Annotated in this window: 19 protein-coding genes and 3 tRNA genes; 7 read left to right on the plus strand and 15 right to left on the minus strand. The window is 67.9% G+C overall.

Annotation, left to right across the window (positions count from 1 at the left end):
• Positions 1-8 precede the first annotated feature (8 nt).
• From lysS to tilS, 13 genes are all read right to left on the minus strand, one after another.
• Positions 9-1,541 (minus strand): lysine--tRNA ligase, encoded by a 1,533-nt coding sequence (lysS, locus tag ASC66_RS04535; RefSeq protein WP_055835199.1) that lies wholly within the window; start codon positions 1,539-1,541, stop codon positions 9-11.
• 109 nt (positions 1,542-1,650) lie between these two features.
• Positions 1,651-2,544: a pantoate--beta-alanine ligase gene (gene panC / locus ASC66_RS04540; protein WP_055835201.1), complete on the minus strand. Its 894-nt coding sequence runs from the start codon at positions 2,542-2,544 to the stop codon at positions 1,651-1,653.
• The gene (locus ASC66_RS04545) at positions 2,541-3,350 is read right to left on the minus strand and encodes a Rossmann-like and DUF2520 domain-containing protein (protein ID WP_082492006.1); all 810 of its coding nucleotides are present in this window, start codon (positions 3,348-3,350) and stop codon (positions 2,541-2,543) included. Before ASC66_RS04545 ends, panC begins: the two co-directional genes overlap by 4 nt.
• Positions 3,350-5,230, minus strand: coding sequence for a PH domain-containing protein (locus ASC66_RS04550; RefSeq protein WP_055835205.1), 1,881 nt, complete (start codon positions 5,228-5,230; stop codon positions 3,350-3,352). The genes ASC66_RS04545 and ASC66_RS04550 overlap by 1 nt, the downstream gene beginning before the upstream one ends.
• Positions 5,227-5,754: a PH domain-containing protein gene (locus tag ASC66_RS04555; RefSeq protein WP_055836342.1), complete on the minus strand. Its 528-nt coding sequence runs from the start codon at positions 5,752-5,754 to the stop codon at positions 5,227-5,229. Before ASC66_RS04555 ends, ASC66_RS04550 begins: the two co-directional genes overlap by 4 nt.
• Positions 5,755-5,812: 58 nt before the next feature.
• Entirely contained in the window at positions 5,813-6,292 is a 480-nt protein-coding gene (locus ASC66_RS04560) for a DUF3180 domain-containing protein (protein WP_055835207.1), read from the minus strand.
• Positions 6,289-6,825: a 2-amino-4-hydroxy-6-hydroxymethyldihydropteridine diphosphokinase gene (gene folK, locus ASC66_RS04565; RefSeq protein ID WP_055835210.1), complete on the minus strand. Its 537-nt coding sequence runs from the start codon at positions 6,823-6,825 to the stop codon at positions 6,289-6,291. The genes ASC66_RS04560 and folK overlap by 4 nt, the downstream gene beginning before the upstream one ends.
• Positions 6,822-7,262, minus strand: a complete 441-nt coding sequence (gene folB, locus ASC66_RS04570; RefSeq protein WP_082492075.1) for a dihydroneopterin aldolase — start codon at positions 7,260-7,262, stop codon at positions 6,822-6,824. Before folB ends, folK begins: the two co-directional genes overlap by 4 nt.
• Complete coding sequence (gene folP, locus ASC66_RS04575) at positions 7,255-8,046, minus strand: dihydropteroate synthase (RefSeq protein WP_055836347.1); 792 nt, start codon at positions 8,044-8,046, stop codon at positions 7,255-7,257. The genes folB and folP overlap by 8 nt, the downstream gene beginning before the upstream one ends.
• A 31-nt stretch (positions 8,047-8,077) precedes the next feature.
• The gene (gene folE, locus ASC66_RS04580) at positions 8,078-8,716 is read right to left on the minus strand and encodes a GTP cyclohydrolase I (protein WP_055835214.1); all 639 of its coding nucleotides are present in this window, start codon (positions 8,714-8,716) and stop codon (positions 8,078-8,080) included.
• A gap of 9 nt (positions 8,717-8,725) precedes the next feature.
• Positions 8,726-10,753, minus strand: coding sequence for an ATP-dependent zinc metalloprotease FtsH (gene ftsH / locus ASC66_RS04585; RefSeq protein WP_055835217.1), 2,028 nt, complete (start codon positions 10,751-10,753; stop codon positions 8,726-8,728).
• A gap of 163 nt (positions 10,754-10,916) precedes the next feature.
• Positions 10,917-11,468, minus strand: a complete 552-nt coding sequence (gene hpt / locus ASC66_RS04590) for a hypoxanthine phosphoribosyltransferase (protein ID WP_055835220.1) — start codon at positions 11,466-11,468, stop codon at positions 10,917-10,919.
• A 74-nt stretch (positions 11,469-11,542) separates the two neighbouring features.
• Positions 11,543-12,541 (minus strand): tRNA lysidine(34) synthetase TilS, encoded by a 999-nt coding sequence (tilS, locus tag ASC66_RS04595; RefSeq protein ID WP_055835223.1) that lies wholly within the window; start codon positions 12,539-12,541, stop codon positions 11,543-11,545.
• 82 nt (positions 12,542-12,623) lie between these two features.
• Here tilS and ppa point away from each other — a divergent pair, with 82 nt between their 5' ends.
• On the plus strand, positions 12,624-13,109 hold the full coding sequence (ppa, locus tag ASC66_RS04600) for an inorganic diphosphatase (protein WP_055835226.1): 486 nt from the start codon (positions 12,624-12,626) through the stop codon (positions 13,107-13,109).
• 61 nt (positions 13,110-13,170) lie between these two features.
• On the opposite strand, the gene ASC66_RS04605 is transcribed toward ppa, so the two are convergent.
• Together ASC66_RS04605 and ASC66_RS04610 are read right to left on the minus strand one after the other, a co-directional pair.
• Entirely contained in the window at positions 13,171-14,553 is a 1,383-nt protein-coding gene (locus tag ASC66_RS04605) for a C40 family peptidase (protein WP_055835229.1), read from the minus strand.
• Positions 14,546-15,907: a peptidoglycan DD-metalloendopeptidase family protein gene (locus tag ASC66_RS04610; protein ID WP_082492007.1), complete on the minus strand. Its 1,362-nt coding sequence runs from the start codon at positions 15,905-15,907 to the stop codon at positions 14,546-14,548. Before ASC66_RS04610 ends, ASC66_RS04605 begins: the two co-directional genes overlap by 8 nt.
• A gap of 328 nt (positions 15,908-16,235) precedes the next feature.
• Here ASC66_RS04610 and ASC66_RS04615 point away from each other — a divergent pair.
• The 6 genes from ASC66_RS04615 (at position 16,236) to ASC66_RS04640 (ending at position 19,441) form a co-directional block, all read left to right on the plus strand.
• Positions 16,236-16,308: transfer RNA gene (locus ASC66_RS04615), tRNA-Glu, on the plus strand.
• Positions 16,309-16,374: 66 nt separating this feature from the next.
• Positions 16,375-16,448 (plus strand) — tRNA-Asp (locus ASC66_RS04620).
• A 66-nt stretch (positions 16,449-16,514) separates the two neighbouring features.
• Positions 16,515-16,587, plus strand: a tRNA-Phe gene (locus tag ASC66_RS04625).
• Positions 16,588-16,830: 243 nt separating this feature from the next.
• The gene (locus ASC66_RS04630) at positions 16,831-17,757 is read left to right on the plus strand and encodes an NAD-dependent epimerase/dehydratase family protein (RefSeq protein ID WP_055835233.1); all 927 of its coding nucleotides are present in this window, start codon (positions 16,831-16,833) and stop codon (positions 17,755-17,757) included.
• 20 nt (positions 17,758-17,777) lie between these two features.
• Complete coding sequence (locus ASC66_RS04635) at positions 17,778-18,950, plus strand: DegT/DnrJ/EryC1/StrS family aminotransferase (RefSeq protein WP_055835236.1); 1,173 nt, start codon at positions 17,778-17,780, stop codon at positions 18,948-18,950.
• Between the two features lie 287 nt (positions 18,951-19,237).
• Positions 19,238-19,441 (plus strand): cold-shock protein, encoded by a 204-nt coding sequence (locus ASC66_RS04640; protein ID WP_055835239.1) that lies wholly within the window; start codon positions 19,238-19,240, stop codon positions 19,439-19,441.
• Positions 19,442-19,936 lie beyond the last annotated feature (495 nt).

Raw genomic sequence — 19,936 nt, forward strand, 5'->3', positions numbered from 1 at the left:
CTGCGGTCTTACTTGACCAGCGGGAAGAGGATGGTCTCGCGGATGCCGAGGCCGGTGAGCGCCATCAGCAGGCGGTCGATGCCCATGCCCATGCCACCGGTCGGCGGCATGCCGAACTCCAGCGCACGCAGGAACTCCTCGTCGAGGCGCATCGCCTCCGGGTCGCCGCCGGCGGCGAGAGTGGCCTGCTCGATGAATCGCTCGCGCTGGATCACCGGGTCGACCAGCTCGGAGTAGCCGGTGGCCAGCTCGAAGCCGCGGATGTAGAGGTCCCACTTCTCGACGACGCCCGGGATGGAGCGGTGGCCGCGCACGAGCGGGCTCGTGTCGACGGGGAAGTCCATGACGAACGTCGGGCGCACGAGGCCGCCCTTGACGAAGTGCTCCCAGAGCTCTTCGATGTACTTGCCGTGGATCGGGTGATCGATCTCGATGCCCTCGCGCTCGGCGAGAGCCTTGAGCTCGTTGAGCGGCGTCTCCGGAGTGAACGCGGTGCCGGCCGCCGCATTCAGGCTGTCGTACATCGAGATGCGGTCCCACTGGCCGCCCAGGTCGTACTCGGTACCGTCGGCCCAGGTGACGACGTGTCCGCCGGCGATGGCACTGGCGGCATCCTGGATCAGCTTCTGGGTGAGGTCGGCGATCGAGTTGTAGTCGCCGTAGCCCTCGTAGGCCTCGAGCATGGCGAACTCGGGGCTGTGCGTGGAGTCTGCACCCTCGTTGCGGAAGTTGCGGTTGATCTCGAACACGCGGTCGATGCCGCCGACGACGGCGCGCTTCAGGTAGAGCTCCGGCGCGATGCGCAGGAAGAGCTCGGTGTCGAAGGCGTTGGAGTGGGTGACGAACGGGCGGGCGGATGCGCCGCCGTGCATGACCTGCAGCATCGGGGTCTCGACCTCGATGAAGCCGAGGTCGTCGAAGGTGCGGCGGAGGCTGGCGACCGCTTTGGCGCGGGCGATCACGTTGGTGCGGGCCTGCTCGCGGGCGATCAGGTCGAGGTAGCGGCTGCGCACGCGGTTCTCTTCCGAGAGCTCGTTGTGCAGGTTCGGCATGGGCAGCAGCGTCTTCGACGCGATCTGCCAGCTCGTCACCATGATCGACAGTTCGCCGCGGCGGCTGGAAATGACCTCACCCTCGACGAAGACGTGGTCGCCGAGGTCGACGAGCTCCTTCCACTCGGCCAGGCTCTCCTCGCCGACCTGTGCAAGGCTCACCATGGCCTGGATGCGGCTGCCATCGCCGGCCTGGAGCGTGGCGAAGCAGAGCTTGCCGGTGTTGCGCAGGTACATCACGCGGCCGGCGATGCCGGCGATCTCACCGGTCTCCGCGCCGGCCTCGAGCTCGCCGAAGCGGGCGCGGAGCGCGGGGATCGTCGTCGTGACGGGAACGCTCACCGGGTAGGCGCCGCCACCGAGGTCGGCCGCGGCTGCGATGAGCCGCTCACGCTTGGCCAGACGCACGGCCTTCTGCTCGGAGATGTCCTGCTGCTCTGCAGCGATCTCCTCGGCGGTGAGCTCGGTCGTGGTGGGGGCGTCGGCCATGTCTTCTCCGTGAACTGGGGCGTGATGCGGGTATCGAGACGTATACGCACGCAGTAGTCAAGAGTAGTCGCCGCGAGCTGAGCCTCTGCTCCCAGCCCTACCGGGAACGCTAGCCGAGCGTGATCGGCGTGTTGTCGATCAGGCGAGTCGCGCCGACGCGGGCCGCGACGAGTGCGATCGCCGGGCCGCGGAAGTGCTCGTCGACGGGCAGGAAGCTGGCCGGGTCGACGACGACCAGGTAGTCCAGCGTCACGTCGTCGTGGTCGCCGAAATTGGCTGTCGCCTCGGCGAGCAACTCGACGAGGCCATCGGATGCCGCGGCATCCGCCGCCTGGAGCGCGCCGCTCAGCGCCAACGCCGCCCGCCGCGCGCCGGCATCGAGGAAGCGGTTGCGGCTGGAGAGGGCCAGGCCGTCGCTCTCCCGCACGGTCGGCACGACCTCGATCGCGAGCGGCAGGTTCAGCTCGTCGACCATGCGGCGCACCAGGAACACCTGCTGGGCGTCCTTCTGCCCGAACACGGCGACGTCCGGCCGCACGATGTTGAAGAGCTTCGCGACGACCGTGAGCATGCCGTCGAAGTGCCCCGGCCGGGTGGCGCCCTCCAGCAGCGTCCCGATGTGGCCGGCGGTGACGCGCGTCTCGCTCGGCCCGGACGGGTACATCTCCCGCGCGGTCGGCGCGAATACGTACTCGACGCCCTCCGCCGCGAGGGCCGCCAGGTCGGCATCCAGGGTGCGGGGGTAGGCGTCGAGATCCTCGCCGGCGCCGAACTGCAGCGGGTTGACGAAGATCGACACGACGACGGTTCCTGCGAGCTCCCGCGCGCGGCGAACCAGGCTGAGGTGTCCATCATGCAGCGCGCCCATGGTCGGCACGAGTGCGATGCCGGCATCGGATGCCGAATCGCCCGCCCGCCCGGCGGCGAGGGCGCTGCGCACCTCGGCCACCGTCGTCAGCACGACGGGGGTCGCGGGGGCGCTCGGCCGGCTGGAGAAGGTCATGCGGGGTCCTCTGGGTCGTCATTGAGGTAGTAGTCGGTGCCGTACGCGCCGTCGCTGTCCCCGCCAAACTCCTGGCCGCCGAATGCCTGCCCGCCAAACAGCGTCGGGTCCGCGGCATCCGCCCCACCGGCCTTGGCGAGTGCACGTTCAACGGCCGAGCGAACGAGCGGCGCGAGCACGGGGCCGGGCGCCTCGACGCCGATGCCGGCCAAGAGGGCGACGGCCTGGTCGACGATGGCGGTGGAGAAGGAGACGGCGGTGTCGACGGCCTCCGCGTAGGCCGCGCGGTCGGCCTCGGCGATGATGAGTGGCTCTCCGCCCATCTCGACGACGAGCGCCTGACCGATCGGCAGCACAGGGCTCGGGGCTGTCACCGCGAACCAGGTGCCGGCGAGTTTGGCCAGGTCGAGGCTCGTTCCGGTGAAGGTCATCGCCGGGTGCACGGCGAGCGGAATCGCGCCGGCGGTGAGGGCGGGCGTGAGCACGCCGATCCCGTAGCGGGCGGCCGTGTGCAGAACGAGTTGGCCCGGCTGCCAGGCGCCGCGTGCGGCGAGCCCGGCCACGAGCGGCGCGAGCTCGGCATCCGGAACCGCCAGGATCACCAGCTCGCTGCGCTCAACCAGCACGTCGACGTCGAGGATCGGGGCGCCGGGCAGGATCGCCTCGGCCCGCTCGCGGCTCGCGGCGGAGATGGCCGAGATACCCACGATGGCGTGGCCGGCGCCGGCCAGCGCGGCGCCGAGAATCGGTCCGACGTTGCCGGCCCCGACGATGCCGACACCGAGCCGGCCCGCACGCTGCGCCATCACTGTGCTCCCTGTCTGGAGCCCCAGCGGTGGCTCGTGTCGCTGGCGTCGGATGCCACGGCTCCGGCCGCGAGCGTCTCGAAGAGTTCGGCGGCGACCGCGTCGTCGATCGTGCTCAGGCGCGCGGAGACGGGACCGGCGACCGTGTGCAGGTGCACGCCACCGAGACGGAGCTTGCGCTGGATCGGCCCCTGGGTGACGCCGACGCTCTGCATGCGGGCGAACGGCACGAGTGCGAGTTCGCGCGCGACGACCCCGTGCCGCAGCAGCACCGTGTTCTCGGTGAGCGCGAAACCGGTGCGGCGCCACGAGAACGGTCGCAGCCAGGCCGCACGGCGCGGCGCGTTCGTGAAGCCATCTGCGCCGCCCTTGGACACGAGGCCGCGCTCGATCAGGCTGGGGATCGCGGCGTCGGCGACGGTCGGCAACTCGAGCTCGGTCGGAGACTCGGCCGATGGCCCGGTCGCCAAATCGGCCGGTGGCTCGGCGGGCGGCTCGATCGTGAGGGCCGGTCGCTCGACCGGCTCGACCGGCACGGCGCCGGGCGCGAGGGCGGTGAACCCGCTCCCGGCGGGGAGGAGCCCGGATTCCGGCAGCAGCAGCGCAAGCACGCGCTCGACGTCATCGATGCGGCCGACCGGCAGCACGGTCGTGTTCGAGGCGTTCTGCCCGTTCTGCTGCGAGTGCCCTGCGGTGTTGATGCGGATCGTCCACCAGCCGAATGGGCGCCAGAGCAGCGGCTGGGTGACGGCGATCGCGTGGATGCGGCCGGGCGGAATCGTCTCGTTGCTCGTCGAGAGCAGGCCGAAGCCGACGCGCACGCCGTCGGCGGTCCCGGCGATCGTGTAGCGCAGCCCCTTGGTGAAGCGGTTGATGTAGTAGCTGGCACCACCGATGAGGGCTGGCACGAATCCGAAGATGACCCAGTACTGCTGGTTCGCCAGGGCGATCGGAACGGCGACCACGAGTGCGATCAGCACGAGCGTGAACCCGCTCGCCGCGATCGAGGCGATGAGTCGCAGCGGCGGGATGTGCACGACGGACTCCGGCGGCGCGGCATCCGGGTCGAGCTCCGGAGCCAGGAACTCGTTGGCCCGCTGGGTGATCAGCGCGCCGGCGGATGCCGCAAGGCCGTGCGCCCCGGTTGCGTGCGGCACGGCGCCGGGTGTCTCGGGGGCGTGCGAGTCGAGGGCGTGCGCCTCGCCGCTCTGCGCCTGGGCGCCCGCGGCACCGGCCGTGCCGGCTGCGGGCTCAGCGGACGGTGCCGCCGTGGCTGCTGCCGCGCCCGCTCCGGCACCGGCCGGCGCTGCAGCGTTCTGGCGCATGCCGGATGCCAGCCGCAGGATGTCGCGGCGCAGGGCGTCCGTGTGGCTCGACCCCAGGTAGGCCAGCTGCACATTGGCGTCCTGGCCGGCGACGCCGACCTCGAGCTTGGCCGCACCGAAGATGCGGGGCAGCAGGGGCCTGTCGATGTTGACGCCCTGGATCCGGTCCAGTCTGGCCTTCCTGCTGGTGCGGAACAGGATTCCGCTGCGCACCTCGACGGCCTCCTCCGTCACCCGGAAGCTGTGCATGCGCCACGAGAGGTAGAAGCCCGCCATCACCACGAGCAGCACGCCGAGGATCGCGAGCAGCGCCCAGCCCACGGCGCCGCGGCTGTAGATCTCGTCGATCGGGTCGCCGCCGTAACTCGGAACCCCGAAGAACAGCTCGACCAGGCGCTCGCGCAGATTCGCGATCACGATGCCGGTGATGGCGATGAGCGCGACGCCGCCCTTCAAGAGCGGCGTGGCCGGGTGCAGGCGGTGCCACTCGCCGTCGGCGAGGTTCGACACCCCGCGCGGAGGGATGCCGGGGGCAGCCACGTCGTTCAGGCTCACAGCCCCGCCCGGCGACTCTCGGCCAGTGCGACCAGCCGGTCGCGCAGCGCTTCGGCCTCATCCATGGGCAGCCCGGGGATGATGACCCCGGTGGCCGCTGCCGCGGTCACGAACTTCAGCTCGGCCAGGCCGAGCGCCCGCGCAACGGGGCTGCGCGTGATGTCGACGAGCTGCATGCGGCCGTAGGGCACAGACACGAAGCGCTGGAACATGATGCCCCGGCGGAACAGCAGGTCATCGGCGCGCAGCTGGTAGCCGATCGAGCGCACCCGGCGTGGCTCGACGGTCAGCGTCACGATGAACACGGTCGCGATTCCGATCAGGACCCAGAGCGCCCACTGCTGCTCGCCGAGGATCCAGACCGCCGCGGCACCCGCGCAGAACAGCAAGCCGCCGAACACCGTGCCGACGATCTCCACGACGAGGTACTTCGGCGACACGCGGTGCCAGGCGGCGGGGTCGCCGAGATCGAGGCGCTGGGCGGCATCCGCCTCGGGCGCAGGGCTCGTTGGCAGCTCGTTCATCGTGGCTTCTCTCACTTCGGCGTTGTTCATGGCGTGATCCGGATCACGTGCGTCGCGCTCAGGCATGCGAACCGTGCGGCTGCGGCGCTTCGTTGTCGCGGTCATCCGGCGGGAGCACGCAGAAATACTCGGCGACCAGGCCGGCGATCAGCAGGATGAGCCCGCCCGCCGCCATTGCGACCGCGAGCCAGAGCGACGTCGTGATGGGGGCGACGGAACGGCTGAGCAGGTAGAACAGGAGCCCGATCCCCGCACCGGTGAACAGCGCTCCGGAGAACGCGGACGCCTTCGCGAGCACCGCGACACGCATCGCCCGGAATGGGTCGATGTGCACCTTGACGGTTGCCCGCACGGCGCGTCGGACGGGCCAGGCCAGCAGCACAACGATGACGCCGATGGCGACGAGCGTGAAGCCGAGCGAGATCGGCGGAATGATGATGGGCAGCCCGGATGCCGCGATCGCCAGCTCGGCGAGGAACGCGACGACTCCGCCGCCGAGGGCGAGCAGCGCCAGCGCCGCGGGCGAGGTGCGCTTCATCGCCCCTCCCCCGTCTCGGCGCCTTCAGTCGGCGTCTCCCCCGTCAGCGCGGAGAGCAGCGCGTCGACGCGGCCGCGACCGGGCAGCACGGCATCCGGTTGGATCTCCAACCACGGCCGCAGCACGAAGTCGCGCTCGGCCGCCCGCGGGTGCGGCAGCGTGAGCCGTTCGTCGCTCTGCTGCAATTCGGCAAAGGTGATCAGGTCGAGGTCGAGGGTGCGGTCACCCCAGTGCTCGTCGCGCACGCGCCCATTGGCGTGCTCGATCGCGTTGAGCGCGTCGAGGAGTGCGTGCGGGGGCAGCGCGCTGAGCACCGTTGCAACGCCGTTCAGGTAGGCGGGCGCATCGGTGTCGACGCCGTGCGGTTTCAGGGCGGGCGTCTCGATGAAGCTCGACACGGCCGTGAGCTCGACGCCGGGCAGATCGGCGATGGCGCGCACGGCGGCGGCCAGGGTCGCGCGGCGGTCACCGAGGTTCGCGCCGAGGGCGATCACCGCGGGCCCCTCGGTTGTCTCGACGTTCTGCGCGCTCATGATCGCTCCCTCGTGATCGTCACGGCGACATCGCCGAATGGCACCGCGATCGGCGCATCGGGCTTGTGCAGGCTGACGCGCACGCGCTGGGCGGCCGGGTGCTCGAGCACGGTTGCCGCGATCCGCTCGACGACGGTTTCGATGAGGTCGACGGGGTCGCGCTGCACGGCGGCGGCGACCTCCTCCGCGAGCTCGCCATAGTGGATGGTCGCGTCGAGCTCGTCGCCGGCTGCCGCTCTGGCGAAATCGAGCCACACCGTTACATCGACGACGAAGAGCTGGCCGTTCGCCCGTTCGAAGTCGAAGACACCATGGTTGGCCTGCACCCGGAGCCCGGTGAGCGTGATGTGGTCCCGCGCACTCCAGTCGACGACGGTGCCGCCGGAGGAGAGGGGAGCACCGTCGGAGGAGCTGCGGACTGCGTTCTGATCAGGCACGTTCTCCACTTTGCCACGAAGCGAGCACTTCGAGGGCAACACGCGTGCCGGCCACGTCGTGCACCCGCACCGCCCAGGCTCCCGCTTGCGCAGACAGCACGCTCACAACGGCCGTCGGCAAGTCCCGTTCGGCGGGGGCCGCACCCTCCGGCAACAGCGTTCCGAGGAAGCGTTTCCGCGAGGCGCCGACCAGCACGGGGTAGCCGAGCGCGCGCAATTCGCCGAGCCGGCCGAGCAGCGCCCAGTTGTGCTCCGCGTTCTTGGCGAAGCCGAGTCCGGGGTCGAGCACGATCTTCTCCGCCGCGACGCCGGCCGCCGTCAACGCGTCAACGCGGGCGGAGAGCTCCGCGCAGACGTCGGCAACGACGTCGCCGTAGCTGGCCAGCTCCTGCATGTTCTCGGAGTGGCCGCGCCAGTGCATGGCGATGTAGAGCAGCCCGCTCGCGGCGACGGCGTCGGCCATGGCCGGGTCGGCCAGGCCGCCGGACACGTCGTTGATGATGAGCGCTCCGGCGGATGCCGCCGCGACGGCGGTCGCCGCGTTCATGGTGTCGACGCTCACCGCGATGCCCGCATCCGCGAGGGCCGCGATGACCGGGATCACCCGAGCCTGTTCCGCTGCCGGATCGACCCGCGCGGCGCCCGGCCTGGTCGATTCGCCGCCGACGTCGATAATGTGGGCGCCGGATGCCACGAGTTGCCTGGCGTGCGCGAGGGCCGCCACAGGGTCGGCCCACCGCCCGCCGTCGCTGAAGGAGTCCGGTGTGACGTTGACGATGCCCATGATGAGCGGGGTGGCACCGGCATCCGGCAGGCTAGGCACCGTGCCCGCCTGCGGTCGAACCCTCACGCGGGCGCCCGGCGGGGGCCGCGCTGCCGATCAACGCCATCAGCTCGGCGCGGGCCACCGGTTCGGCGAGCTCGCCGCGGCTCGCGATCGTGACCGTTGAACTGTTCGTCTGGCGGGATCCTCTGGCCACGACGCACCGGTGCACGGCGTCGAGTACGACGAGCACGCCACGCGGGGCGAGGCCGTCGTTCAGGGCGTCGGCGATCTCCTCGGTGAGGCGCTCCTGCAACTGCGGGCGGGCCGCGAGCGTGTCAACGACGGCCGGAAGCCTGCCGAGACCCACGATGCGATCACTCGGGAGGTAGGCGATGTGCACGACACCGACGAAGGGCAGCAGGTGATGTTCGCAGACCGAGCGGAAGTCGATGCCGCGCAGCAGCACGACGTCGCTGGTCTGGGGGACGCCGTCGACGTCCTCCCCGATCGGCACCGAGTCGAGCAGGTGCTCGAGCGGGTCCTCGCTGAGTCCACTGAAGAACTCGGCGTAGGCATCGGCGACGCGGGCCGGTGTCCTGGCCAGCCCCGGCCGCGCCGGGTCCTCACCGATCGCGAGGATGATCTCGCTCACGGCTGCCTCGATGCGTGCCCTGTCGACTCCGCTCACGAGCGCCGCCTAGGCCGTGGCCGGGCGCGGGTTCGTGGCGCGGGGGTGCTGGTCTGGAGCCTCGACCGCAGCAGCACCCGAAACATCCTCTGAGAGCACTCCGCCATCGGTGGCGCCCGGGTTCACCGGGGAGGTGAGCACGGGGTAGTCGATCGGCGGCACCGTCGAGAGCGGGCGCTTGTCGCTCGAGAGCCACTGCGGGCGCTCCGGGAGCTTCCTGACGTCCTTGAAGATCTCGGCGATCTGGTTGTGGTCGAGCGTCTCCTTCTCGAGCAGCTCCGCGGCCAGTCGGTCGAGGACGTCGCGGTTGTCGTTGAGCACTGCCCAGGCCTCGTCGTGCGCCTGCTCGATCAGGGCACGCACCTCCTGGTCGACGCGTTCCGCGATGCGCTCGGAGTAGTCACGCTGGTGGCCCATGTCGCGGCCGAGGAACATCTCGCCGCTCGACTGGCCGAGCTTGACGGCGCCGACATCGGTGCTCATGCCGTACTCGGTCACCATCTTGCGCGCGGTGGCCGTGGCCTTCTCGATGTCGTTCGAGGCCCCGGTGGTCGGGTCGTGGAAGACGATCTCCTCGGCGACGCGGCCGCCCATGGCGTAGGTGAGCTGGTCGAGCAACTCGTTGCGCGTGATCGAGTACTTGTCTTCGAGTGGCATCACCATCGTGTAGCCGAGGGCGCGTCCACGGGGAAGGATCGTGATCTTGGTGACCGGGTCCGTGTAGTTCATGGCCGCAGCAGCGAGGGCGTGACCGCCCTCGTGGTACGCCGTGATCATCTTCTCTTTGTCCTTCATCACGCGCGTGCGGCGCTGCGGGCCGGCGACGACGCGGTCGATGGCCTCGTCGAGGGCACGGTTGTCGATGAGCTGGGCGTGCGAGCGCGCCGTCAGCAGCGCGGCCTCGTTGAGCACGTTCGCCAGGTCGGCACCGGTGAAACCGGGCGTCTTGCGGGCGACGACCTCGAGGTCGACGCCCTGGGCGAGCGGCTTGCCGCGGCCATGCACCTCGAGGATCTTCTTGCGGCCCAGCATGTCGGGGGCGTCGACGCCGATCTGGCGGTCGAAACGGCCAGGGCGCAGCAGCGCGGGGTCGAGGATGTCGGGGCGGTTCGTCGCCGCGATGAGGATGACGTTGGCCTTGGGGTCGAAGCCGTCCATCTCGACGAGCAGCTGGTTGAGCGTCTGTTCGCGCTCGTCGTGGCCGCCCCCCATACCGGCACCGCGGTGCCGGCCGACGGCATCGATCTCATCGACGAAGATGATGGCCGGGGCGTTCTCCTTGGCCTGCTGGAACAGGTCGCGAACGCGGCTGGCACCGACACCGACGAACATCTCGACGAAGTCGGATCCGGAGATCGAGTAGAACGGAACGCCTGCCTCGCCTGCGACGGCGCGGGCGAGAAGCGTCTTGCCTGTTCCCGGAGGGCCGTAAAGCAGCACACCCTTCGGAATGCGGGCTCCGACGGCTTGGAAGCGGGCCGGGTCCTTGAGGAAGTCTTTGATCTCTTCGAGCTCTTCGATCGCCTCGTCGGCGCCGGCGACATCCTCGAAGGTGACCTTGGGGCTCTCCTTGGAGACGAGCTTGGCCTTCGACTTGCCGAACTGCATCACCTTGTTGCCGCCGCCCTGCATGCTGGAGAGCATCCACCAGAAGAACAGGCCGATGAGCAGCACGGGGAGCAGGATGCCGAGCAGCGAGAGCAGCCAGTTGGGCTGCGGAACCTCGTCGTCGAAGCCATCGGCGGGGTCGGCGGCCGTCACGGCGTCGACGACCTCGGTGCCGCGCGGCGTGACGTAGTAGAACTGCACCTGCTCGCCCAGCTTGGGGTCTGCCTTGGTCAGAGTGAGGTCGACGCGCTGTTCGCCGTCGACGATCTTCGCACTGGCGACCTTGCCGTCCTTGAGGAACTGCAAGCCCTCCTGGGTGGAGACCTCGCGGAATCCAGACATAGTGATCAGGCTTGACCCGATCCACACGGCAACAACCGCGAGCACGATGTAGAGCAGCGGACCCCGAAGAAGCTTCTTGACGTTCATGGTGCTGCAAGGCTACCGCGACCGTGCTGCACGATTGCCGCATGTTCGCTGCAGGCTCACCGTGTGGCGTTCGCGAACGCAGAAACCCCGTGAGCAGCGGTGGCTGTTCCCGGGGTTTCCTGGCTTGAGGCTGCTGCCTTTCGCGACGCTGACGCCTCGCGAACTAGCTGTAGATGTGGGGCGAGAGGATGCCGACGCTGCGGAGGTTGCGGTACTTCTCGTCGTAGTCGAGGCCGTAGCCGACGACGAACTTGTTGGGGATGTCGAAGCCGAGGTACTTGACGTCGATGTCGACGCGGGCTGCCTCCGGCTTGCGCAGCAGCGCGCAGATCTCGACTGACTCCGGTCCGCGGGACTTGAGGTTGGAGATCAGCCAGCTGAGCGTGAGGCCGGAGTCGATGATGTCTTCGACGATGAGCACCTTGCGCCCGGTCAGGTCGCTGTCGAGGTCCTTGAGGATGCGCACGACGCCGCTGGACGCGGTGCCGGAGCCGTAGGAGGAGACCGCCATCCAGTCCATCGTCACCTGCATGTCGAGCTCGCGTGCGAGGTCGGCCATCACCATGACGGCGCCCTTGAGCACCCCGACCAGGAGCACGTTCTCTCCCGCGTAGTCGGCCTCGATCTGGCGGGCCAGTTCGGCCAGGCGCGTGTGGATCTGCTCTTCCGTCAGCAGAATCTCGTCGAGGTCGCCTGCGAAGTGGTGGGAATCCATGGACGTTGATCCGTTCCGGCATCGGCTGCGCTGATGCCCTGCTGCTGAGCTGTCGTGCGGGGTGGGGGACGAGGCTACGCGGCCGTGAAGACGAGGAGCCCGGCGTTCCTCTCAACTCTAATGCCTGGGAGGTTGAGCGCCTTCTGCCCGTGCCAGTCGGTGACCAGGCGCGCCACCGACAACGTGTGCGCGCGGTCCAGGCTCACCCCGAACTCGCTCTGCACGACGAAGCGGATGACGCGCTGCCGAAGCGCGGCCGGGTTCGCGGCGAGGGCGGCAACGGAGACCGCGATGCCGGCCTCGGCCGGCTCACAGATCTCCTCGATGAACTCGAGCACCATCTCGTCGAGCGCAGCCGAGTCCTCGCGTAACTGCTCGGCCGTGCGGGCGAGCGCCTCAGCGACGCCGGGGCCGAGCTCGGTCTCGAGCACGGGAAGCACGCTCTGCCGCACCCGCACCCTGGCGTACGCGGGGTCGGCGTTGTGCGGGTCGTGCCACGGCTCGATCCCGGAATCGGCGCAGAACTGCACGGTGTCGCCGCGGCGGATGCCGAGCAGCGGCCGCAGGTAGCGACCGCTCCTCGGGGCCATGCCGTGCATGCTCGTCGGCCCAGAACCGCGGGCGAGGCCGAGCAGCACGGTCTCGGCCTGATCGTCAAGGGTGTGAGCCAGCAGGATGCCGACGGCTCCGGTCTCACCGAGCGCACGCTCGAAGGCGTCGTAGCGTGCCGCCCGCGCTGCGGCCTCCGGCCCGCCCGCGCCACCGTCAACATCCACGCGCATCACGAGCACCGGATCGAGGCCGAGACCGCGCGCCTGCTCCGCCGCGCGCTCCGCCACGGCATCCGAGCCCGCTTGCAGTCCGTGGTCGACAATCACCGCGCCGGCTCGAGCCCCCGCACGCGGCGCTTCGAACGCCGTCGCGGCGGCCATGGCGAGGGAGTCGGCACCACCGCTCAGCCCAACGAGCACAAGCGGGGATGCGGCCTCGTCCAGCGTTTCGAGCACCCCGCGCACCGCGCGGCGCACATCGGCGATGGCCGGAGTCAGGCGGGGGCGGCGTGCAGAATCCATCAAGTAACCTTATTCCGGACTTTCCCCTCTCGGGGTTTGCGCAGCATCCGCTCATTCTTCATGGATACAAGGAGACCCCGCCATGGCCGATTACCTCGCCGTCATTGAGATTCCCAAGGGAAGCCGCAACAAGTACGAAGTTGACCACGAGACCGGTCGCGTGTTCCTCGACCGCGTGCTCTACACGACCTTCGTGTACCCCACCGACTACGGCTACTTCGAGAACACCCTCGGCCTCGACGGCGACCCCGTCGACGTGCTCGTGCTGCTCGACTACCCGCTCTTCCCCGGCGTCGGCGTGAAGGTGCGCCCCGTCGGCGTGTTCAACATGACCGATGACGGCGGCAGCGACGCCAAGGTCATCGCGGTCCCGGCCGGCGACCCCCGTTGGAACCACATCCAGGACGTCACCGACATCCCCGAGTTCCAGCGCAAGGAGATCGAGCACTTCTTCGAGCACTACAAGGACCTCGAGCCCGGCAAGTGGGTCAAGACCGAGGGCTGGGGCGACGCCGCCGAGGCCACCGCGATCATCGAGGCCGGAATCGTCGCCTTCCCCGGCCACTGACAAACCGCACGAAGAAGGGGCACGCCGCATGGCGTGCCCCTTCTCGCGTTAAGCCGACTGTCTAGCCCGGGCGGCCGACGTATGACGCGACGTCGCCCATGCCCCAGATGAAGTACTCGCGCACCGGCCTGGTCTCGTTCGGAGCCTCGACGATGCGGCCGTTTCCGAGGTAGATCGCGACGTGGTAGTAATCCCCACCGCCACCCCAGAAGATCAGGTCGCCGCGCTGGCGTTCGCTGAACGGCACGAGGCGACCCTGCGCGGCCATGGTGTTGTACTGGTTGGTCGCGGAGTGGGTGCCGATCCAGACACCGGCGCTGCCATAGGCTCCGCGGGTCAGGCCGGAGCAGTCCCACACGTCCGGGCCGGCACCGCCGAGCACGTAGCGGTCGCCCAGTTGGGCGAGCGCGAAGGAGATGGCCTGCTCCGCGGCGCTGTTGTTGACCGGAGGAGTCACGGGGGGCGTCACGGGAGGCGTGACCGGCGGAGTCACAGGCGGCGTGACCGGCGGCGTCACGGGCGGTGTGACGGGCGGCGTCACGGGAGGCGTGACCGGTGGATTCACGGGGGGATTCACGGCGGGGTTGCTCGGCTTGGGCGTTGGCGTCGACCCGCCGTTCCCACCATTGCCCCCGGCCGGCGGCTGCACCACGGGCGGCGGATTCTTCGCTTCTTCGGCCGCGCGCTCACCCTCGACGCGTTCGCGCTCAAGCTGCGCGGTGCTGTCGCGCAGAACCGCGAGCTGTGCGTAGAGCTCATCCGATTTGCGTTGCTCCGTGTCGTAGGCGTCAACCGCCACCTGCGCGAGCGCGTTGGCGGCGTCGAGCTTGGTCTGGGCCTCAGCGGCCAGACGCTCCCGCTCGGCCGTTGCCGTTCGAGCCTGCTCGGCGAGGGCGGCGACGGTGTTGCTGTCCTGAATCGCCTCGCTGTAGATCTTCTGCGACTGCTCACTGAGCTTGCTCGCCGCCCCGAGCTGACGCAGCAGGTCATCGGCCCCGTCCCCCTCGAGGAACAGGTTGATCGACATGTCCTGGCCGCCGGAGCGCGCCAGGTGCGAGGCGAGCAGACCCGCGCGCATCTTGGAGGTCTCCGCCTTCTTCGCTGCGGCAGCCTGCTGATCCTTGAGCTTCGCCTCGCGCTCCGTGGCGGAGGCGAGATCTTCCTGATTCACCCGCCAGGCCTCTGAGGCGATCAGCGACTGCTTCATCGCGGCATCCGCCTTCGCGCGCAGGCCGTCGAGGAAGCCGGTGATCTTGTCGATCTCGGCCTTCTTCGTCGCCTCGTTCTTCTTCGCGTTCTGCACGTCGTCCCACGAGGGATAGTCGGGCGCGGCGACAACGGGGCCGACCAGTCCGCCGGTTGCCGCCAGAGCACCGATCGTCACGGCCGAGAAGACCGTGACCGGCTTGACGCGTGAGAGCGGTCGTGTGCGTGGATCAGCCAAGGGGAACCCCACGATCTGCCATGAATGGAGCGGCGTCGATGCGACCGCCGTTGATGTACACCTCGAAGTGCAGGTGGCAGCCGGTCGACGCACCCGTCGTACCCGAGCTGGCGATGTTCTGCCCGACGTCCACCCAGTCTCCGACGCCGACGAACCGGCCACCATCGCGAATGTGTGCGTAGCCGGTGCTCACGCCGTTGCCGTGGTCGATCTGGATCCAGTTGCCGTACGTGCCATTCCAGCCAGAGTAGATCACGGTGCCAGACGCGGCCGCGTAGATCGGGGAGTAGCAACCGGTGCCGATGTCGGTGCCACGGTGGAAGCTGCTGCTGCACCCTCCCCCACCGCAGATCACCGGGCGGGGTCCGTAGCTGTCGGTGATCCGACCGGATGCCGGAACCGCCCAGCCGTTGCTGATGTACCCGCCGCCGAGGCCGGCTCCAGGGCCACCGCCGCCACCGCCACCTCCGCCGCCGCCTGCCGCGGCTTCGGCCGCCGCAGCCGCAGCGGCTGCCGCAGCAGCCGCAGCCTCGGCGGCGATGCGCTGGCGTTCGCCCTCCTGGTATGCGGCTGTCGTCTTCGCCTGCTCGTCGAGCATGAACGCGAGCTGAGCGTCGAGCACGACGCTGCGGTCCTGCGATTCCTGCAGCGCGGCGTCGGCGGCCTGCTGGGCGGCGACGGCCGCCGCCAGGGCGTCCTGCGCCGCGACACGGAGCTTCTCTCGCTCCGCCGTGGCGATCTCCGCCTGAGCGCCGAGCGCCGATGCTGTGTTGGTCGATGCCTGAGCGCTCGCGTAGATGTCCGTGCTGCGCTCCACCATCTTGCTCATGCTGCCGAGACGCGAGAGCAGGCCGTCGGCCTCGTCGACGGCGGCGTCGGCCTTGCCGTCGAGGAAGAGGTTGACGCTGAGGTCTCCCCCGCCGGAGCGGTAGAGCTGCGCGGCCAGCTGGCCGGCCTGCTTGGTTGCGACATCCGCGGTCGCCTTGCTTGCGTCGGCCTGTGCTTGCAGCGCCGCCGCGCGCTCGGAGGCCTCGTCGAACTTGTCCTGGGCGATGAGCAGTTCCGTGCTGCGCTTGTCGGATTCCGCCTGGGCGGCCTGTGCGGCCACGTCGAGTTCGACGATGAGCGCCCGGATGTTGTCCACGGCGGCCGCAGCCGATGCCGAATTGGCCTTTGCGGCCTGGACGTCATCCCAGCTGGGGAATCCCGCGGCCGCGGCCGGACCGCCGAGGGCAAGCGTCACGGTGAGCGCGGTCACCAGTCCTGCGCCGATGCTCGACCGAATTCGATGGCGAGCGACAATCTCCCACAACGCGGCGAGGCCGCGTCCTTGTGCCTGTCTAGTGCGCTTCATATCTCCCCAGTTCGAGGATCCCGAAAACCCTCGAAAAGTAACATCTGTCACATTTGTAACGATGACAACACTGCCAACAGTAACAATTCGGCCACGAGAGCGCTCAGACGCGCTTCCGCCGCTTCCTCAACCGCTTGCGGTTGCGCCCAGGCGCAGCCGTCGCACGACATCGGTGAGACTAACCCGCGAGAGCGGCATTCTCCGCGCCATTCCGGGCCGTGGCGGGATTTGACGCGAACAGGGGACACGCCCGGGCGCAGCCGTTTTGGCAATCACTGAGAATGTACGTATGCTTATGCCTCGGTTGTCCTGCAGTTCAAGACAATCCGGCCCCATCGTTTAGTGGCCTAGGACACCGCCCTTTCACGGCGGCAGCACGGGTTCGAATCCCGTTGGGGTCACACAATTGAATAGCAACAAAGTATGTACAATTGAACAGTGCGCAAGCACAAAACGCTTCATTACGAGGCCCTGTAGCGCAGTTGGTTAGCGTGCCGCCCTGTCACGGCGGAGGTCGCGGGTTCAAGTCCCGTCAGGGTCGCTTAGGCGACAAGCCCCTTCGAAAGTTGGGGCTTTCTCCTTCTCGGCAGCATTTCCGAATGCTCCGGGCTCTGTAGCTCAGTTGGTAGAGCGTTCGACTGAAAATCGAAAGGTCACCGGATCGACGCCGGTCGGAGCCACAAACAAACCCCTACTCCCGCGAGGAAGTAGGGGTTTTTTGTTTCCCTTGTCACGGCCAGGGGCGCCAGAGCATGACGATGCCCCTGCTCCCCGGTGCGGGTGCGGCTGGATCCGGAGTCCGTCCCCATATTCTTGCCGATAGGCCGGGCTCGATTCGGCAGTCCATCAACTAGACTCCTGTCGGGCGGCGGCTCGATTGAGCGTGCCTCGATAAACACCCCTATCGCCTAGGGAGATACCGTATGCGCGTCCTTCTCACCGGCGGCAATGGCATGCTGGCACGATCAATCGCGGATGCGTGGCGCGATCAGGGCCGCCAGGATGAGCTCATCCCGGTCACCCGCGCGGACGCCGATCTACTCGATCTCGTTGCAGTGCACGAGATGATGCACTCGATCAAGCCGGACCTTGTGATTCACGCAGCGGCTCGCGTCGGCGGAATCGCAGCCAACGTTGCAGACCCGACCGGGTTCCTCATGGACAACCTGCGACTCGACTCGAACGTGCTGTCCTCTGCGATGGAGAGCTCCGTCGGAAAGTTCATCTACTTCGGCAGTTCCTGCATGTACCCGAAGGATTACAGGCAGCCGCTGGTCGAGACCGACGTGCTCGCCGCCCCGCTGGAGCCGACGAATGAGGGGTACGCCCTCTCGAAGATCGCCGCCGCACGCTACTGCAACTACGTCGCTCGCCAGTTCGGGCTGGACTACCGGGTGCTGATCCCCTCGAACCTGTACGGGCCGAACGATGACTATTCCCTCGACCGCGGCCACCTGGTCGCTGCGGCGATTGCGAAAGCTCACGCAGCGAAGACCCAGTCCGCCTCGTCGATCGACGTCTGGGGAGACGGCCTCGCCCGTCGGGAGTTCACGTACGTCGGAGACCTCGCTCACTGGCTGGTGGAACACCTGGACAGCATCTCCGAGTGGCCAAGCGTGATGAATGTGGGAAAAGGTGAGGATCACAGCGTGCGCGACTACTACGAGGCTGCCCTCGCCACGGTCGGTTACGACTGCGAGCTGGTGACAGATCCCACAAAGCCGGCAGGCATGCACCAGAAGCTCATGGACTCGTCCCTGGCAATGGACTTCGGTTGGCGGGCCAACACGAGTCTTGTCGACGGAATGCGGCAATCCTATGCGGGCTACCTGGACTCACTCGAACGCTGAAAGAACGGTGTCACAGCAGAATGACCACTATTCAGTTCCCTCTCGCCACCTCTTCCTGGGATGCCGCAGAGTACGCAGCCCTCCAGAACGTGATCGAAGGGGGCCGCTTCACGATGGGCCCCGAGGTTCGCGCTTTCGAAGAGGAATTCGCCGCAGCCATGGGCACGCGCCACGCGGTCATGGTCAACTCTGGCAGCAGCGCCAACCTCATCGCCCTCGCCGCAGCGGTTTACAATCCGGAGCTCAACGTGAATCCGGGCGACGAGGTCATCGTTCCGGCTGTCTCGTGGGCGACCACCTACTACCCGGTGCAGCAGCTGGGTCTGCGCCTGCGTTTCGTCGACGTCGATCTCGACACACTCAACATGAGCGTCGAGGCCGTCTCTGCGGCAATCACCCCCGCGACCAAAGTGATCTTGGTCGTGAACTTGCTCGGCAATCCCGCAGACCTCATTGGGCTCCGCGCTCTGGCAGACGAGCACGGCCTGATCCTGATGGAGGACAACTGCGAGTCACTCGGTGCCACACTTGACGGTCGTCACGCCGGCACATTCGGCCTGTCCGGAACCTACAGTTCATTCTTCTCCCACCACATTTCGACGATGGAGGGCGGACTCGTCACGACCGACGACGAATTCACCTACCAGGCGGCCGTCTCGCTCAGGGCGCACGGCTGGACGAGAGAACTTCCCGACGAGAACCTGGTACACCCGAAATCCGGCGAACCGTTCGACGACCTCTTCCGCTTCGTTCTGCCCGGCTACAACGTTCGCCCCGTCGAGATGTCGGGCGCGCTCGGCCGCGCGCAGTTGCAGAAGCTCCCCGGCCTCATTGCAGGGCGCCGACAGAATGCGGCGCTGTTCGTCGACCGCTTTGCAGGCAACGACAAGGTTCGGATCCAGCGCGAGAACGGCCAGAGCAGTTGGTTCGGCTTCTCGCTCCTGCTCGACGGGGTACTCGCCGGCCGTCGCGCGGAAGTAGTGCGCGCGCTGTCGGCCGCTGGCATCGAATCGCGGCCCATCGTCGGCGGCAACTTCACACGGAATCCCGTCATGAAGCACCTGAACGCCCATGTCCCGGATGACCTCAGCGCAGCCGACAAGATCCACGATGACGGCCTCTTCGTCGGCAACCATCACTACCCGATCGAAAGCGAGTTGGACTTGCTCGTCTCGGTGATCGACGGCATCTGATCGTCGCCGAGTGTGCGCGGTGCCCGTGGTGTCGAGCGCGAAATCACCCAGAAGTCGGAGCGTTTTATGGCGCTTGTATAACGATCCGGCGTAACGTTCACAAAAAATTCACCAATATCACGGGTTCATGAGCTAGTGTTGACGCTCAAGTTGTTGTGTTGCGCATTGTATTTCAAGCAACCACGAACCGACCGGTTCATGGGCGCTTTTCTGAGGGCGAATCAAGACACGCGACGCTCGGATTCGAAGGTCGGATCCGATCGATTACCTCATGAATGAGAGACAAAATGGCAACCGGCACCGTTAAGTGGTTCAACGCTGAAAAGGGCTTCGGCTTCATCACCCCCGACGACGGAAGCGCCGACGTGTTCGCGCACTTCTCCGCTATCGCGAGCGATGGCTACCGCAGCCTCGACGAGAACCAGAAGGTCGAGTTCGAGACCGCCCGTGGCCCCAAGGGCCTGCAGGCTGAGAACATCCGCCCGCTCTAGTCTGAGTACCGCGCCGCCACCTGTTGGCGTGCGCTGAACCCTCTGGGTTACTGAACGGCCCCGCTTCGGCGGGGCCGTTTTTGTGTGCCTGGACGCGCAGGGCGGAGCGCCCCGTGTCCAGCTTCATGCCCGCTTCACGTCTCCTTGACGTCGAATGTGAGCCGAATGTGCGCCGGCTCCTCCCCGCCCACATCCCCGCCATTCCGGCCCATTACAGCATCCGCGAGCGCTTTTCCGACGGAACGCACCCCCCATTCTGGGGTATCGCCACCCCCCAATCGAGGCGTAAGGTCATCCACGAGAAGAGCTGAGCAGCCATCATCTTTGATGGCCGGGTTGTCCTAGCAACCCACGCACGGTCGATCTTGCATCAACCCGACGCAGTACCTGTAAACCCGAAATGCAGGGATTTTCGTGATCGCACTGATAATTCGTCGACCGTTCCGTCGACCCACAACACAAGACAGCCTCGACCCGAACCCACAGTCTTCGCTG

Source organism: Leifsonia sp. Root4, from assembly GCF_001425085.1.
GTDB lineage: Bacteria > Actinomycetota > Actinomycetes > Actinomycetales > Microbacteriaceae > Microterricola.

Excerpts from the sequence above, each read along its gene's own strand:
- lysS (WP_055835199.1), bottom strand. The coding sequence starts at position 1,541 with ATGGCCGACGCCCCCACCACGACCGAGCTCACCGCCGAGGAGATCGCT.
- panC (WP_055835201.1), bottom strand. The coding sequence starts at position 2,544 with ATGACCTTCTCCAGCCGGCCGAGCGCCCCCGCGACCCCCGTCGTGCTG.
- ASC66_RS04545 (WP_082492006.1), bottom strand. The coding sequence starts at position 3,350 with ATGGCGCAGCGTGCGGGCCGGCTCGGTGTCGGCATCGTCGGGGCCGGC.
- ASC66_RS04555 (WP_055836342.1), bottom strand. The coding sequence starts at position 5,754 with ATGAACGAGCTGCCAACGAGCCCTGCGCCCGAGGCGGATGCCGCCCAG.
- ASC66_RS04560 (WP_055835207.1), bottom strand. The coding sequence starts at position 6,292 with ATGAAGCGCACCTCGCCCGCGGCGCTGGCGCTGCTCGCCCTCGGCGGC.
- folK (WP_055835210.1), bottom strand. The coding sequence starts at position 6,825 with ATGAGCGCGCAGAACGTCGAGACAACCGAGGGGCCCGCGGTGATCGCC.
- folP (WP_055836347.1), bottom strand. The coding sequence starts at position 8,046 with ATGGGCATCGTCAACGTCACACCGGACTCCTTCAGCGACGGCGGGCGG.
- ftsH (WP_055835217.1), bottom strand. The coding sequence starts at position 10,753 with ATGAACGTCAAGAAGCTTCTTCGGGGTCCGCTGCTCTACATCGTGCTC.
- hpt (WP_055835220.1), bottom strand. The coding sequence starts at position 11,468 with ATGGATTCCCACCACTTCGCAGGCGACCTCGACGAGATTCTGCTGACG.
- tilS (WP_055835223.1), bottom strand. The coding sequence starts at position 12,541 with ATGGATTCTGCACGCCGCCCCCGCCTGACTCCGGCCATCGCCGATGTG.
- ppa (WP_055835226.1), top strand. The coding sequence starts at position 12,624 with ATGGCCGATTACCTCGCCGTCATTGAGATTCCCAAGGGAAGCCGCAAC.
- ASC66_RS04610 (WP_082492007.1), bottom strand. The coding sequence starts at position 15,907 with ATGAAGCGCACTAGACAGGCACAAGGACGCGGCCTCGCCGCGTTGTGG.
- ASC66_RS04630 (WP_055835233.1), top strand. The coding sequence starts at position 16,831 with ATGCGCGTCCTTCTCACCGGCGGCAATGGCATGCTGGCACGATCAATC.
- ASC66_RS04635 (WP_055835236.1), top strand. The coding sequence starts at position 17,778 with ATGACCACTATTCAGTTCCCTCTCGCCACCTCTTCCTGGGATGCCGCA.
- ASC66_RS04640 (WP_055835239.1), top strand. The coding sequence starts at position 19,238 with ATGGCAACCGGCACCGTTAAGTGGTTCAACGCTGAAAAGGGCTTCGGC.